At 73.6% G+C, this 14,474-nt stretch carries 15 protein-coding genes; 7 read left to right on the top strand and 8 right to left on the bottom strand.

All coding sequences use genetic code 11. The features are described from left to right. The first annotated feature begins 11 nt into the window (after positions 1–11). Positions 12–575 carry a TetR/AcrR family transcriptional regulator gene (locus ACWEMJ_RS02405; RefSeq protein ID WP_452135050.1) on the top strand — a complete coding sequence of 188 codons (564 nt, stop codon included), beginning with the start codon at positions 12–14 and terminating at the stop codon, positions 573–575. Positions 576–721: 146 nt separating this feature from the next. Further along, positions 722–1,474, top strand: a complete 753-nt coding sequence (locus ACWEMJ_RS02410) for a TIGR04222 domain-containing membrane protein (RefSeq protein WP_452135051.1) — start codon at positions 722–724, stop codon at positions 1,472–1,474. A gap of 30 nt (positions 1,475–1,504) precedes the next feature. Here the strand turns inward: ACWEMJ_RS02410 and ACWEMJ_RS02415 are convergent, their stop codons facing one another. From ACWEMJ_RS02415 to tdh, 5 genes are all read right to left on the bottom strand, one after another. Next, entirely contained in the window at positions 1,505–1,897 is a 393-nt protein-coding gene (locus tag ACWEMJ_RS02415; RefSeq protein ID WP_452135052.1) for a type II toxin-antitoxin system death-on-curing family toxin, read from the bottom strand. Next, positions 1,894–2,040: a hypothetical protein gene (locus tag ACWEMJ_RS02420; protein ID WP_452135053.1), complete on the bottom strand. Its 147-nt coding sequence runs from the start codon at positions 2,038–2,040 to the stop codon at positions 1,894–1,896. Before ACWEMJ_RS02420 ends, ACWEMJ_RS02415 begins: the two co-directional genes overlap by 4 nt. A gap of 92 nt (positions 2,041–2,132) precedes the next feature. After that, a complete protein-coding gene (locus ACWEMJ_RS02425) occupies positions 2,133–3,065 on the bottom strand; it encodes a LysR family transcriptional regulator (RefSeq protein WP_452135054.1) in 933 nt (310 codons plus the stop codon). A 204-nt stretch (positions 3,066–3,269) separates the two neighbouring features. After that, positions 3,270–4,460: a glycine C-acetyltransferase gene (locus ACWEMJ_RS02430; protein WP_452135055.1), complete on the bottom strand. Its 1,191-nt coding sequence runs from the start codon at positions 4,458–4,460 to the stop codon at positions 3,270–3,272. A gap of 49 nt (positions 4,461–4,509) precedes the next feature. Continuing rightward, positions 4,510–5,541, bottom strand: coding sequence for an L-threonine 3-dehydrogenase (gene tdh, locus ACWEMJ_RS02435; protein ID WP_452135056.1), 1,032 nt, complete (start codon positions 5,539–5,541; stop codon positions 4,510–4,512). 415 nt (positions 5,542–5,956) lie between these two features. Here tdh and ACWEMJ_RS02440 point away from each other — a divergent pair, with 415 nt between their 5' ends. Both ACWEMJ_RS02440 and ACWEMJ_RS02445 read left to right on the top strand, forming a co-directional pair. After that, positions 5,957–7,639, top strand: coding sequence for a carbohydrate binding domain-containing protein (locus ACWEMJ_RS02440; protein WP_452135057.1), 1,683 nt, complete (start codon positions 5,957–5,959; stop codon positions 7,637–7,639). Positions 7,640–7,816: 177 nt separating this feature from the next. Then, positions 7,817–8,650: a hypothetical protein gene (locus tag ACWEMJ_RS02445; RefSeq protein WP_452135058.1), complete on the top strand. Its 834-nt coding sequence runs from the start codon at positions 7,817–7,819 to the stop codon at positions 8,648–8,650. 32 nt (positions 8,651–8,682) lie between these two features. Here ACWEMJ_RS02445 and ACWEMJ_RS02450 read toward each other — a convergent pair whose 3' ends face one another. Next, on the bottom strand, positions 8,683–9,900 hold the full coding sequence (locus ACWEMJ_RS02450) for an FAD-dependent monooxygenase (RefSeq protein WP_452135059.1): 1,218 nt from the start codon (positions 9,898–9,900) through the stop codon (positions 8,683–8,685). Positions 9,901–10,069: 169 nt separating this feature from the next. Between ACWEMJ_RS02450 and ACWEMJ_RS02455 the strand changes: the two genes are divergently transcribed. Beyond that, entirely contained in the window at positions 10,070–11,032 is a 963-nt protein-coding gene (locus tag ACWEMJ_RS02455) for a TetR/AcrR family transcriptional regulator C-terminal domain-containing protein (protein WP_452135060.1), read from the top strand. Here ACWEMJ_RS02455 and ACWEMJ_RS02460 read toward each other — a convergent pair. Further along, positions 11,005–12,069, bottom strand: a complete 1,065-nt coding sequence (locus ACWEMJ_RS02460) for an ATP-dependent DNA ligase (RefSeq protein ID WP_452135061.1) — start codon at positions 12,067–12,069, stop codon at positions 11,005–11,007. The two genes, ACWEMJ_RS02455 and ACWEMJ_RS02460, sit on opposite strands and share 28 nt — an antisense overlap. A gap of 137 nt (positions 12,070–12,206) precedes the next feature. Between ACWEMJ_RS02460 and ligD the strand changes: the two genes are divergently transcribed. Continuing rightward, entirely contained in the window at positions 12,207–13,205 is a 999-nt protein-coding gene (gene ligD / locus ACWEMJ_RS02465) for a non-homologous end-joining DNA ligase (protein ID WP_452135062.1), read from the top strand. Positions 13,206–13,276: 71 nt separating this feature from the next. Then, entirely contained in the window at positions 13,277–14,047 is a 771-nt protein-coding gene (locus tag ACWEMJ_RS02470) for an alpha/beta fold hydrolase (RefSeq protein WP_452135063.1), read from the top strand. A 70-nt stretch (positions 14,048–14,117) separates the two neighbouring features. Here ACWEMJ_RS02470 and ACWEMJ_RS02475 read toward each other — a convergent pair whose 3' ends face one another. Continuing rightward, positions 14,118–14,348 carry a chaplin gene (locus ACWEMJ_RS02475; protein ID WP_452135171.1) on the bottom strand — a complete coding sequence of 77 codons (231 nt, stop codon included), beginning with the start codon at positions 14,346–14,348 and terminating at the stop codon, positions 14,118–14,120. Positions 14,349–14,474: the final 126 nt, after the last annotated feature.

Below are 14,474 nucleotides of genomic sequence, written 5' to 3' on the forward strand. Positions count from 1 at the left end.
GAGGTGTTCGCATGGCTGCCGACCGGGCGCCGCGATCCGACGCGCAGCGCAACCGCCAGGCCCTGCTGGCCGCAGCGGAGGAGGTGTTCCGGGCGGACGGCCCCGGCGCCTCGCTCAACGAGGTGGCCCGGCGGGCGGGGGTCGGGCCGGGCACGCTGTACCGGCACTTCCCCGGACGGGCGCCGCTGCTGGCCGCCCTGGTCGCCGAACGGATCGACCGCCTCACCGCCCGCGCCGAGGAGCTGCTCGCGGCGCCCTCGCCCGGCGACGGCCTCGCCGAGTGGCTGGCGGCCTTCCTCGACCACGCCCGCGCCAATCAGGGCCTGGGCGGCGCTGCCCTCCTGGAGACCGCCGACCACCAGGCGGGCGCCGACTGCGCGACCCGGATCCGCACCGCCGCCGAAGCCCTCACCGCCCGTGCCCACCGCGCCCACGCCCTCCGCCCGGACGTCCGGGCGGACGACCTCCTCGACCTCGCCCTCGGCATCGCCCTGGCCACCACCCCCGACCCCGCCCCGACCCGCGCCCACCGCCTTCTCGCCCTGGCCCTGACTGGCATCCGCACCCCGTCCTGACGCCCCCGCGTCGGGACAGGCATCAAGCGCATCCTCCACTCGCCGAAACGGATGACCCGCCGCCGCCTCCCGTGCCATGCTGCACGGTGGCGGGCCGGGGGGCCGGCCGACTGTCGACGGGGGGCGTGGTGGGGTCGATCGGTCTCGTGTGCGCAGCGGCGGGGCTTCTCGTCGCGGGTCTGCTGCGGTGGCTGCCCGGCAGGGGGCGGACGGACGGCCTGGCGGCCGTCGAGGTGGCGGCGGTGCGCGGCGGTGCGAGGGCCGCGCTGGCCACGGCGGTCGTGGAGCTCCACGGTGCGGGGACGATCGACACCGGCCCGCACGGCCGGCTGCGGCGGGCGGCGAACGTCGGCCCGGGGCGGGACGCGACGTCGCTGCACCGGGCGGTGTGGACGGCGTTGAGCCGGGCCGTCTCCTTGGCCGACGTCGCCGTCGCTCCGACGGTGCGGCGGGCCCGGGCGGAGCTGCGCGCCGACCTGACCGCGCGCGGCCTGCGGTGCGGCCCGGCCCGGCTGGCGGCGGCCCGCCTGCTGGCACTCGCCTCGGGCGGCACGGCCGTGGCCGTCGCAGCCCTGCCGGTCGGGCTGCCCCTGGCCGTGCTCGCGCTCGTGGTCGTCCTCGCCCCGGCCCGCACGGCGGCGGGGCACCGGCTGCTGCGTGAGCTGCGCCGGCAGCACCCGCTTCCCGACGCCGCCCCGCCCTTGCCGGGGGACGTCGGCCTCCTCACCGCCCTGCACGGCCCGCGCGCCCTTCGGCTGCTGGTCCCGAGGTTCGCCGCCCGCGCCCGCCTGCTCGGCGGACGGGCCGCCCGGGACACCGTCGCGCGCCACGACGGCGCCGCCTACGGCTACTCCGCCGGCGACGACTACTCTCCCAGCCACGGCGGCAGCGACTCCTGAGCCCCACCGCCCCGAAACGACCCCCGACCGCTACTGCGGCGCGCCCAGCATGCGACGGAACTCGGCGACCGCGTCCGGCAGTCGGCCGGCGTAGCCGCCCTGGGCGAGGCGCAGCACGAAGTCGACGGCCGCGTCGGGGTGCGGGTCGGTGTAGGGCTGGTGGCTGTAGTCGAGGAACAGCAGCATCGACTCGAAGGTGGTGCGCTTGTTCCGGTCCGTCATGGGGTGGTTGCGGGCAAGGGATTCGCCGAGCGCGACCGCCTTGGTCCACACGTCCGGGTAGGCGTCGGCGCCGAACGCCGAGGCCCGCGGGCGGCCCAGTGCGGACTGCAGCAGCGAGCGCTCACGGACGGTGGCGACGTCGCCCAGCAGGAAGCCGATGTCGTCCTCGTTCAGGAAATCGGTGAACTGACTGGTCGTCACAGCTCGGCCAGCCTCTCCAGCGTCTCCGCGTTGGCCGCGCGTATCCGCGCCACCAGCGCGGCCCTGCGCTCGGCGCGCTGCCCGGGCAGCCAGGCGTGCTGCCGCGGATCAAGCTGTCGGTCCTGTTCCTGCTGCTGCTCCATCGCGGCGCGCCCCCTTCCCCTGCTCCGTCGGTCCGGTCACCGACAGTAGCCAGGCGGCGGCAACCCGTCCACCAAATATTCCGGGCACGCCGTCAGGCCGGCTGGGCGGCCCGGCGGTCGAGGTGTTCGGCGGCTTCGGCGAGGGCGCTCAGCACGGGCCGGATCAGCGGGTGGAGCTCGGCGCCGGCCCGGGTCGCGGCGAACACCTTGCGGGTGGCGAGGGCGCTGTCGACGGGGCGGACGGCGACCCGGCCGAGGTCGGTGCCGCGCAGGGCGGAGCGCGGGACGAGGGCGACGCCCGCGCCGGCCGAGGCGAGTGCGGTGACGGCGCTGAAGTCGTCGGAGGAGTGCACCAGCCGGGGCTGGAAGCCGGCGTTCTCGCAGGCCAGCAGCACGACGTCGTGGCAGGGGTTGCCGGGGTAGGGGCCGATCCACGGTTCGGTGGCGAGTTCGGCGACGGCGACGGGCCCGCTGCCGGCGGCGAGCGGGTGGCCGAGTGGGAGGACGGCGTCGAAGGGTTCGGCGTACAGCGGGAGGCGGGTGAGGCGCCGGTCGTCGGGGCGGGGTGCGCCGCGGTACTCGACGGCGACGGCGATGTCGGCGCGGCCGTCGAGCAGCATCGGGAGGCTGGCGTCGCCCTCGGCGTCGAGGGCCTTGACGCGCAGGCCGGGGGCGGTGCCGGCGAGTGCGGCGATCGCGGGGGCGAGGACCATGGCGATGCCGGTGGCGAACGCGGCGACGGTGACCTCGCCGGCGGCGCCGGTGCTGTAGGCGGCGAGGTCGGCCTCGGCGCGTTCGAGCTGGGCGAGGACGGCGTCGGCGTGGCAGACCAGGATCTCGCCGGCGGCGGTCAGCCGGACGCCCCGGCCCTCGCGGACCAGCAGGGTGTGGCCGGTCTCCTGTTCGAGGGCGGCGAGCTGCTGGGAGACCGCGGAGGGGGTGAGGTAGAGCGCGGCCGCCGCGGCGGTCACGGTCCGGTGGTCGGCCACGGCCCGCAGGGTCCGCAGCCGTCGTGCGTCGATCACGGGTCAATTCTGCCAGCGTCGCGGCACTGCTCCGTACGGGCGCCCGGGCCGGCCCCCGGCGGCGCAGCGGCCGGCGGGAAACGGGGGAAGGCGCGGGGAGCCGGCAGGATGGCTCCCCGCGCCTCGGCGGGCCGCCCCGGATGGGAAGTCGGGGCGATCCGTCGGGATGGCGCGGTTGAGGGTGCCCGCGCCAGGCTGTGGCGGCTACTCGCCGAGCGCGGCCCGGGCGTCGATGAACGCGGCGACGGCGCGCTCGACGTCCTCGGTGCTGTGCGCGGCGGACAGCTGCACCCGGATCCGGGCGGCGCCGTGCGGCACCACCGGGTAGGAGAAGCCGATCACGTAGACGCCGCGCTCCAGCAGCAGCTCGGCGAGGCGTCCGGCCTTGGCGGCGTCGCCGACCATGACGGGGGCGATCGCGTGCTCGCCGGGCAGGATCTCGAATCCGGCCTCGGTCATCTTCGTGCGGAACAGCTCGGTGTTGGCGGCGAGCTTGGCCCGCAGGTCGCCGCTGGTCTCCAGCAGGTCGAGCACGGTGAGCGAGGCGGCGGCGATCACCGGGGCGAGCGAGTTGGAGAACAGGTAGGGGCGGGAGCGCTGGCGCAGCAGGGCGACGATCTCGCGGCGGGCGGCGACGTAGCCGCCGGACGCGCCGCCGAGGGCCTTGCCGAGGGTGCCGGTGATGATGTCGACGCGGTCCATGACGCCGTGCAGCTCGGGGGTGCCGCGGCCGGTGGGGCCGACGAAGCCGACGGCGTGCGAGTCGTCGACCATGACCATGGCGTTGTAGCGGTCGGCGAGGTCGCAGATCTCGGCGAGCGGGGCGATGTAGCCGTCCATGGAGAACACGCCGTCGGTGACGATCAGGCGGCGGCGGGCGTCCTGGGTGTCCTTGAGCTGCTGCTCCAGGTCGGCCAGGTCGCGGTTGGCGTAGCGGTGGCGGCGGGCCTTGGAGAGCCGGATGCCGTCGATGATGGAGGCGTGGTTGAGGGCGTCGGAGATGACGGCGTCGCGCTCGTCCAGCAGGGTTTCGAAGACGCCGCCGTTGGCGTCGAAGCAGGAGGAGTACAGGATGGTGTCCTCCTGGCCGAGGAACTGGGAGAGCCGCTGCTCCAGTTCCTTGTGGACGTCCTGGGTGCCGCAGATGAAGCGGACGGACGCCATGCCGTAGCCCCAGCGGTCCAGCGCCTCCTTGGCGGCGTCGACCACCTTGGGGTGGTCGGCGAGGCCGAGGTAGTTGTTGGCGCAGAAGTTGAGCACCTGGCCGCCGTTGCCGGAGGTGACGGTGATCTCGGCAGACTGCGGGGTGCCGATGACGCGCTCGGGCTTGAACAGGCCGGCTTCGCGGATCTCGGCGAGGGTGGCGGCGAGGTCGTCGCGGACGGTGTCGAACACGGGGGATTCGCTCCTAACGAAGTGTCAACTGGCTTGCCGAGCTTGCGATTTAGAGCGTGGTCCAGTCGAGGATGACCTTGCCGCAGTTGCCGCCAGCGGCCTCGTCGAAGGCGGCTTCGAACTCCTGGACGGGGTGCCGGCCGGTGATCACCGGGCTGAGGTCGAGTCCGCCTTCGAGCAGCACGGACATCGCGTACCAGGTCTCGAACATCTCGCGGCCGTAGATGCCCTTGATGGTGAGCATCGAGGTGACCACCGCGGACCAGTCGATCGGGAACTGGTCGGCGGGCAGGCCGAGCATGGCGATCTTTCCGCCGTGCGTCATGTTGGCGATCATCGACTGCATCGCCTCGGGGCGGCCGGACATCTCCAGGCCGACGTCGAAGCCCTCGCGCAGGCCGAGCTGGTGCTGGCCGTCCTCGATGGTGTGCTGCGAGACGTCCAGGGCGAGCGTGACGCCGAGCTTGCGGGCCAGCTCCAGGCGGTACGGGGAGACGTCGGTGATCATCACGTTTCGGGCGCCGGCGTGCTTGGCGACGGCGGCGGCCATGATGCCGATCGGGCCGGCGCCGGTGACCAGGACGTCCTCGCCGACCAGCGGGAAGGACAGCGCGGTGTGCACGGCGTTGCCGAACGGGTCGAAGATCGCGGCGACGTCGAGGTCGACGGGGACGCGGTGCACCCAGACGTTGGAGGCGGGCAGCGCGACGTACTCGGCGAACGCGCCGTCCCGGTTGACGCCCAGGCCGATGGTGTTGCGGCACAGGTGGCGGCGGCCGGCCAGGCAGTTGCGGCACTTGCCGCAGACCAGGTGGCCCTCGCCGCTGACCAGGTCGCCGATGTTGATGTCGGTGACGGCGGCGCCGAGCGCGGCGACCTCGCCGACGAACTCGTGGCCGATGGTCATCGGGGTCTTGATGGTCTGCTGGGCCCAGCCGTCCCACTTGCGGATGTGCAGGTCGGTGCCGCAGATGCCGGTGCGCAGGACCTTGATCAGGACGTCGCCCGGGCCGATCTCGGGCTCCGGGACGTCGGTCATCCACAGGCCGGGGGCGGCGTCCAGCTTGACGAGTGCCTTCACTGCGAGGGCTCCTGACGCGAAGTGGGGGCGGGCCTGTGGTCGGCAGGTCCGTTCGGGCCTGCGGGGGCGGCAGGTCCGGGGCGGGTCTGCGTGCTCGGCAGTCCCGTGGGCGGCCCGGCGGGTCGGCGGCCACCGGACCGGGCAGGGTGAAATCTGCCTGGTCACGGCGGGTGCGGTCCATCGAGGAATTCTTAACGGGTGCCACAGCAGGGCTGAACGATCGTGCCCGAGCAGCGCTGCGGGGCGGTCGGCGGCGTGCCGGAAGGCACCCGGACGGAGCAGTGCTCGGGATCTTGACGGCGGGTCAGCTCGGCGTCCGCCCCTTGACCTGGTCTTGACAGTGACGATTGGTCCAGTCCATTTTGTAGGCGCGCTCCCCGCACCTCCAACCCCCATCCCCCACTGGAGGTCCCCCATGCTTGCCCTCAATCGCCGTGCCACGTCCGTCGGAGCAGCGGCGCTGCTCCTGGCGGGCGCCGCGGTCGCGGCCGTCCCGAGTTCCGCGAGTGCCGCGAACATCCTGACCAACCCCGGCTTCGAGTCCGGCACGCTGAGCGGCTGGTCCTGCTCGGGCGGCGCCGGCTCGGTGGTCTCCACCCCCGTGCACGGCGGCTCGAAGGCGCTGGCCGGCGCGGTCACCGCGGGCGACACCGCCAAGTGCGCGCAGACCGTCGCGGTGCAGCCCAACACCACGTACACGCTGTCGAGTTGGGTGCGCGGCAACTACGTGTACCTGGGCGTGACGGGCGCCGGTTCGACCTGGACGCCGTCCGCGTCCGACTGGAAGCAGCTGTCGGTGACGTTCACCACCGGCGCCTCCCAGACCAGCGCCGAGGTGTACCTGAACGGGTGGTTCGGCCAGGGCACCTACTACGCGGACGACGTCTCGCTGGACGGTCCCGGCGGCGGCCCCGTCACCGACACCCAGGCGCCGACCGCGCCGAGCAACCTGGTGGCGACCGCCACCGCCGCCACCCAGGTCTCGCTGTCCTGGGGCGCGTCCACCGACAACGTCGGCGTGACCGGTTACGACGTGTACCGCAACGGCACGCTGGCGACCACCGTCACCGGCACCAGCGCCACCGTCACCGGGCTGACCGCCTCGACCGCCTACACCTTCACCGTCAAGGCGCACGACGCCGCCGGCAACGCCTCGGCGGCCTCCAACTCCCTCGCGGTGACCACCCCTTCGACCGGCGGCGGCACGCCGGGCGGCTTCAAGCAGGCCGCGCCGTACCTGTACAACGGCTGGGGCAACCCGCCGTCGCCGACCACGGTGATGAACGCCAGCGGCGTCAAGTGGTTCACCCTGGCGTTCGTGCTGGCGCAGAACGGCTGCAACCCGACCTGGGACAGCCAGCGGCCGCTGCTGAACGGCGTCGACCAGCAGACCATCAACGCGGTGCGGGCGGCCGGCGGTGACGTCGTCCCGTCCTTCGGCGGCTGGTCGGGCAACAAGCTCGGCCCGGCCTGCGCGGACGCCACCGCGCTGGCCGCGGCCTACCAGAAGGTCATCGACGCCTACCAGTTGAAGGCGATCGACATCGACATCGAGAACACCGACGAGTTCGAGAACTACACCGTCCAGGACCGCATCCTGAACGCGCTGAAGATCGTCAAGCAGAAGAACCCGGGCATCCGCACCATCGTCACCTTCGGCACCGCCATCAGCGGCCCGACGGCGCCCGGCAACCGGCTGATCGAGCAGTCCAAGGCGCTCGGCGCGGACATCGACGTCTTCACCATCATGCCGTTCGACTTCGGCAACGCCTCGACCGACATGTACGCCGCCACCGTCAGCGCGGCGAACGGCCTGAAGAACAAGCTGAAGTCGGTGTACGGCTGGGACGACGCCACCGCCTACTCGCACCTGGGCATCTCCGGCATGAACGGTCTCAGCGACAACAACGAGACCACCTCGATCGCCAACTGGACCGCGATCCGCGACTGGGCCAACACCAACCACATCGCCCGCCTCGCCTTCTGGTCCGTCAACCGCGACCGCGGCTGCCCCGGCGGCGGCCTGCAGGAGACCTGCTCCGGCATCGCCCAGAGCGACTGGCAGTTCAGCACCATCACCGCCGGCTTCACCGGCTGACCCACCGCACCACGACGGCCCCGCTCCTCCCCCACGAGGACCGGGGCCGTCCCCGCGCCACCCTCCCTCCCCCGCCCCGAACGTATGAACGATCGGGCGCATCCGGAGGACCGCCGGTCATGCGGTCGTGCGGCGGGGAACCTCTCTCCTCCCGTTCCGCACCACGAGGAGATCGAAGTGAGACTGTTCCGCACCACCGCGCTGGCGACCGGCGCGGTCCTGGCCGCAGCCCTTCCGTCGGCCGTGCCGCACGCCCACGCGAGCGGCGGCCCGGCTGCGGCGCCCCGCAGCGTCGGCCAGACGCCCGGGCATCCGCTCGTCCTGTTTCCGGGGCGGGAGGGGACGGTGGCGGCGTTCTGCCCGGAGGGGACGAGGCCGACCGGGGGCGGCGCGAACATCCAGTCGGACTTCCAGAGCGCGGTGTTCGTCAGGAAGTCGGAGCTGCACCCGACGGCCAACGGCTGGCGGGTGATGGTCTTCAACGCGAGCCCCGAGGTGCAGACCGTCCATCCCCACGTGATCTGCTCGACCGACGGCAGCCTCACCGTGCAGAACGGCGCGGAGGTCCCCCTCGACCCCGGGGAGCCCGTGTCCGGCCGCGCGAGCTGCGACAACACCAGGTTCGCGGTGGGCGGCGGGTTCGACGCGGGCCCCCGCACCTTCGTCGAGGGCTCGACCTCCGGCGACATCAGGTCGTGGAACACGCAGGCGAAGTACACGGACTTCGATCCGGCCGCTCCCCCTTCGTACCTCCGGACGTTCGTCATCTGCTCCGACACGGAGCCGGTCTGGAAGCCCAGCGCCACCGTCAAGCTGGCGCCGGGAGCGGCGGGAACCGCGCACGCGGAGTGCCCGGAGGGCAAGGTGCCGCTGAGCGGAGGCGGATCGGCGGGCGAGGACGCCTTCCTGACCACCTCGGACCCGACGGCCACCGGCTGGACGGTCTGGGCGAAGAACACCGGCCTGGTCGAGCGGTCGCTGTTCGCCACGGTGCTGTGCACCGCCCCCTGACCACGCCCTGACCGGCGTGGCCCGCCGCCCGTTCAGCTCCCTTGCGTCGCCGACACACGGGCGTAGTCCGGCAGTTCCACGTCGCCCGCCTTCGCCGCCTGGGCCTCCATCAGGGTGCGGAAGGGGCGGCGGGTCATCCAGCGCATCGAGGCCGCGCGGAGGGCGATCATGGCGCGGTGGTTGGGGGCGTAGCCGGCGACGCCGCCCGGGGGGAGTTCCTGGGCCTTGGCGGCGTAGGGCTTCATCCGCTGCTGGTAGCGGGCGAAGGCGGTGGTGAAGTCGCCGCGGGCGGTGGCGAGTTCACCGGCCAGCAGGTAGGCGCCGACCAGGGCGAGGCTGGTGCCGAGGCCGGTGAGGGGGGTGGGGCAGCAGGCGGCGTCGCCGATCAGGGCGACGCGGCCGCGGGTGTGGCCGTCGAGGCGGACCTGGCCGAGGGATTCGAGGAAGAAGTCGTCGGCGTCGGCCATCGCGGCGAGCAGCCGGTCGCACTCCCAGCCGCGGCCGGTGAAGCGGTCGGCGAGCAGGCGCTGCTGGGCGGCGCGGTCGCGGCGGTCGTGGGTGAGCGGGCCGGAGCGGAAGCTGAAACCGGCCTTGACCTCGCCGGGCAGCCGGCCGGGGCGGGCCGAGGCGACCAGGCCGCCGGGGGCGTTGTACATCAGGAACCAGCCGTCGAGGTCCAGGTCGGTGCGGGCGGTGAACCAGGCGGTGTAGCAGCCGAGCGGGGAGACCAGTTCGGATTCGGGGCCGAAGGCCAGGCGGCGGACGGCGGAGTGCAGGCCGTCCGCGCCGACCACCAGGTCGAAGCGGCGGGGCGGGGCTTTCTCGAAGGCGACGTGCACGCCGTCGGCGTCCTCCCGCATCGCGGTGACGGTGTCGTCGAACAGGTACTCGACGTCGTCGGCGGTGGCCCGGTACAGCACCCCGGCCAGGTCGTCGCGGAGGACTTCGAGGTCGGAGACGATGCCTTCGCCGCCGAACAGCTCGGTGGGCAGCTCGGCGATCCGCCGGCCGTTCCGGTCGACCAGGGCGAGGCCGCGCTGCTCCACGGCGACCTGCCGGACCTGGTCGAGCAGGCCCATCCGTTCGACGACGGTGCGTCCGGCGCCACGCAGGTCGACCGACTGCCCGCCGGGCCGAGGGGCGGGGGCGCGTTCCACCACGACGGGACGGAAGCCGGCCTTGCGTAGCCAGTACGCCAGCGTGGGTCCGGCGATGCCGCCGCCGGAGACGAGGATGTCCGCGTTCTTCATGCCACTGAACGTACGCCGTACGCACCGCACTGCGCAATCGTTTCCAGCAGGATTTCCGTACCGCCGCACTAGTGCACCAGACGGCCGCGAGCAGGCCGGAAGCTGGTGTCGGGCCGCGCCGGCCAGCTAGCATGGGCCGACCGGTGCACTAGTGCGGAGGTGGGTGCGGGTGGACCGCTACGAACAGATCGCGGGCGAACTGGCGCAGCGCATCGAACGCGGTGAGCTGCGGCCCGGCGACCGGGTGCCGTCCACCCGGGAGATCACCCGCCGGTGGGACGTGGCGATGGCCACCGCCACCAAGGCGCTGGCGGAGCTGCGCGGCCGGGGCCTGGTGCGGGCCGTCCCGGGCGTCGGCACCGTGGTCGCCGAGGCCGCCGCTCCCGCCCGGTCGGCCCCCCGCCCGGCCGCCGGCGAGCGGCAGATCCCGCGCCGGCTCGCCGTCGAGGGCGGCCTGACCGCCGAGCGGATCGTCGCGGCGGCAGTCGCGGTCGCGGACGCGGAGGGCCTGGAGGCGCTGTCGATGCGCCGGGTCGCGGCCGAGCTGGACGCCGCCGCCATGTCGCTGTACCGGCACGTGCCCGACAAGGAGGGCCTGGTCCACCTGATGATGGACCAGGTCTTCACCGCCGTCGCCTTCTCCCCCGACCAGGCGGCGCTGCCCTGGCGCCCCCGGCTGGAGCTGGCCGCCCGCGCGCTGTGGGAGCTATTCCGCGCGCACCCGTGGCTGGCCTCCGCCCTGTCGGTGACCCGCCCCCAGCCGGTCCCGCACGCGCTGCCGTTCGGCGAGTGGGTGCTGTCGACCCTGGCCGCCGAGGGCCTGGACCTGTCGACCGTGTGCACGGCGTACCTGACGCTGTTCAACTACGTGCGGGGCACCGCGCTCAACCTGGAGATGGAGGCCGCCGCCGAGGCCGCGACCGGGCAGGACGCGGAGGCCTGGATGGATCAGCAGGAGTCGCAGTTCATGGAGTTGGTCGCCGCGTACCCGACCTTCCTGCGGCTCACCGTGGAGGGCTACGACTTCGACCTCGACCAGCTCTTCGGCTTCGGCCTGGACCGCCTGCTGGACGGCTTCGCCGTGCTGGTCGAACGGGCGGCCGCTCAGCCCAGCAGCTCGCCCAGGTCGTAGGAGACCGGCTCCTCCAGCTGCGCGTAGGTGCAGCTGGCGGGGGTGCGGTCGGGCCGCCAGCGCTTGAACCGGGTGGTGTGCCGGAACCGGGTGCCCTCCATGTGGTCGTAGCCGACTTCGCAGACCCGCTCGGGGCGCAGCGGCACCCAGGAGAGGTCCTTCTTGCCGGTCCAGCGGCTGACCGCGCCGGGCAGCCGGGCCCCGGCCTGGGCCTGCTCGTCCGCCCAGGCCGCCCACGGGTGGCCGGCCAGGTCGTCGGGGTCGAGTCTCAACGGGGCGAGCTCGTCGGCGAGTTGAGCGCGGCGGGCCATCGGGAAGGAGGCGCTGACGCCGACGTGCTGGAGGCGGCCGTCGTCGTCGTACAGGCCGAGCAGCAGGGAGCCGACGACGGGGCCGCTCTTGTGCTCGCGGTAGCCGGCGACCACGCAGTCGGCGGTGCGGGCGTGCTTGACCTTGAACATGGTGCGCTCGCCGGGCCGGTAGGGGGCGTCGAGCGGCTTGGCGACCACGCCGTCGAGACCGGCGCCCTCGAAGCGGGAGAACCAGCTGCGCGCGGTGTCCAGGTCGGTGGTGGCGGGCGCGAGGTGCACGGGCGCGGAGGCACCGGCCAGCAACTGGCCGAGTTCGGCGCGGCGTTCGAGCAGCGGGTGGGCGGTGAGGTCGTCGTCGTCGAGGGCGAGCAGGTCGAAGGCGACCAGCGAGGCGGGCGTGCGGTCGGCGAGGGTGCGCACCCGGGAGGCGGCGGGGTGGATGCGTTCCAGCAGCTGTTCGAAGTGCAGCCGCCCGTCGTGCGCGATGACGATCTCGCCGTCCACCACGCACCGCTCGGGCAGCTGCTCGCGGACGGCGTCCACCACTTCGGGGAAGTACCGGGTGAGGGACTTGCCGGTGCGCGAGCCGAGTTCGATCTCGTCGCCGTCGCGGAACACGATCGCCCGGAAGCCGTCCCACTTCGCCTCGTACTGCATACCGGGCGGGATGGCGGCCACGGGCTTGGCGAGCATCGGCGACAGCGGTGGCATTACGGGTAGCTGCATGCCTCCGATGGTCGCTGGCCCGCGCGCCGCGCGCACGGCGCGCTGCACCCGTCCGGCGTGTCGGCGGCATCGACGGGGCGCCCGCGCCGGGGACGGCCGACGCGCGACCCGCGCGGGGCGCGCCTAGCGTGGAGCGCATGGCTTCTGCTGCTGTGGAACTGGAGGTCGGCGGCCGGACGGTGCGGCTGTCCAACCCGGACAAGATCTACTACCCGGAGCCCGGGTACACCAAGCGGGACGTCGCCGAGTACTACCTGGCCGTCGCCCCGGGCGTGCTGCGCGGCCTGCGCGACCGGCCCACCACCCTGCAGCGCTTCCCGGACGGCGTGGACGGCGAGTTCTTCTACCAGAAGCGCGCGCCGAAGGGCCTGCCGGAGTGGCTGCCGACCGCCCGGATCGCCTTCCCGTCGGGCCGCACCGCCGACGAGATCTGCCCGACCGAGGAGGCCGCCGTGCTGTGGGCGGCCAACCTCGGCTGCCTGACCTTCCACCCGTGGCCGGTGCGCCGCGCGGACACCGAGCACCCCGACGAGCTGCGCATCGACCTCGACCCGCAGCCCGGCACCGACTTCGCCGACGCCGTCCGCGCGGCCCTCCAACTGCGGCCGCTGCTGGAGGAGTTCGGCCTGACGGGCTGGCCGAAGACCTCCGGCGGCCGGGGCCTGCACGTGTACGTGCCGATCGAGCCGCGCTGGACGTTCACCGACTGCCGGCACGCCGTCATCGCGCTCGGCCGCGAGCTGGAGCACCGCACCGGCGGCGAGGTCACCACCAAGTGGTGGAAGGAGGAACGCGGCGAGCGGATCTTCGTCGACTACAACCAGATGGCCCGCGACCGCACCATCGCCTCCGCCTACTCGCTGCGCCCCCGCCCGCAGGCCACCGCCTCCGCCCCGCTGCGCTGGGAGGAGGTCGAGCGGGTCTCCCCCGCCGACTTCACGCTGCGCACCCTCCCCGAGCGGTTCGCCGAGCTCGGCGACGTGCACGCCGGAATGGACGATCAACGAGCCTCCCTGGAGCGGGTGTTGGAGCTGTACGCGCACCAGGACGCGGGCGATCTGCCGTACCCGCCGGACCACCCGAAGATGCCGGGCGAGCCGGCCCGGGTGCAGCCCAGCCGCGCGAAGAAGCACTGAGCGCCCGGCCGTTCGCACCCGGTAGGGTCGTGCTCCGTCGGTGTGGTCGGGACGGAGGGAGCTGGGGGACGGTGCGTTCCGCGACCGTGACGGCCGAGGGCGATCGGATGCGCTGGGTGGAGCTCCAGGGCCGGGAGCCCGCCCGGGTGTACGTGCACGGGCTGGGGGCGAGCGGGGCGGCGTACTTCGCGGCCTCGGCGGCCCATCCGCTGCTGGCCGGGCGCCGCTCGCTGCTGGTGGACCTGCTGGGCCACGGCCTGAGCGACCGGCCGGACGGCTTCGACTACAGCCTGGAGTCGCACGCCGACGCGCTGGCCGCCGCGCTGACGGCGGCGGGCGTGTCGGGTGCGGAGCTGATCGGGCACAGCATGGGCGGCACGGTGGCGATCCTGCTCGCCGCGCGGCACCCGCAGCTGGTGTCGCGGCTGCTGCTGGTGGACGCGAACAACCTCGATCCGGCCGAGCCGCGCCCCGGGCAGGTCGGCAGCGTCGGGATCGCCGCGTACACCGAGGAGGAGTTCCTGGCGGGCGGGCGGGAGGAGTTCGCGGAGCTGGCGGGGCCGCACTGGTGGGCCACCATGCGGCTGGCCGGGCCGCGGGCGCTGTACCGCAGCGCCGTCCACCTGGCCCGCAACACCGCGCCGTCGAGCCGGGAGGTGCTGTCCGGTCTGACGCTCCCGCGCACCTTCCTGGTGCCGGAGGCCGACGCCGCGCAGCTGGGCGCGGAGGGGCTGGTGGCGGCCGGGGTGCGAGTGGTGGCCGTCCCGGACTGCGGGCACAACATCATGCTGGACAATCCGGAGGGCTTCGTCCGGGCGGCCGCGGCGGCGCTCGCGGAGTGACCCGGCGGGACGCCGTTCGGGCCCGCCGCGCACCTCGCGCGTCGGGCCCGAACCGCTCAGCGGCCGTCGGTCACTGGTTGACGCAGATGTTCCCGAACGCCGGGTTGGCGATGCCGATGAGGTTCACCGAGTTGCCGCAGACGTTGGCCTGGATCTCGATCGGGATCTGGATCTGGTTGCCCGACAGGACGCCCGGCGAGTTGGCGGCCACGCCCTCCGCGATGGCGTCGGCGGCGGCGGAGCCCGCCCCGACCAGCAGACAGGCCACGGCCAGACCGGAGGCGGCGAGGGTCTTGCGCATACGCATGAGTTCTCCTGGTGTGATGATCCGACAATCGGATAGTCCGATCACACCTGTCGGGAGCCGCCGACCCCCAGGATTGGACGGATCGTGGGCGTGTCCGCCCGGGCCCACCCGAACGGTCGC

The organism is Kitasatospora sp. NPDC004531 (assembly GCF_053602195.1).

Excerpts from the sequence above, each read along its gene's own strand:
- ACWEMJ_RS02405 (WP_452135050.1), top strand. The coding sequence starts at position 12 with ATGGCTGCCGACCGGGCGCCGCGATCCGACGCGCAGCGCAACCGCCAG.
- ACWEMJ_RS02420 (WP_452135053.1), bottom strand. The coding sequence starts at position 2,040 with ATGGAGCAGCAGCAGGAACAGGACCGACAGCTTGATCCGCGGCAGCAC.
- ACWEMJ_RS02440 (WP_452135057.1), top strand. The coding sequence starts at position 5,957 with ATGCTTGCCCTCAATCGCCGTGCCACGTCCGTCGGAGCAGCGGCGCTG.
- ACWEMJ_RS02450 (WP_452135059.1), bottom strand. The coding sequence starts at position 9,900 with ATGAAGAACGCGGACATCCTCGTCTCCGGCGGCGGCATCGCCGGACCC.
- ACWEMJ_RS02460 (WP_452135061.1), bottom strand. The coding sequence starts at position 12,069 with ATGCAGCTACCCGTAATGCCACCGCTGTCGCCGATGCTCGCCAAGCCC.
- ligD (WP_452135062.1), top strand. The coding sequence starts at position 12,207 with ATGGCTTCTGCTGCTGTGGAACTGGAGGTCGGCGGCCGGACGGTGCGG.
- ACWEMJ_RS02475 (WP_452135171.1), bottom strand. The coding sequence starts at position 14,348 with ATGCGCAAGACCCTCGCCGCCTCCGGTCTGGCCGTGGCCTGTCTGCTG.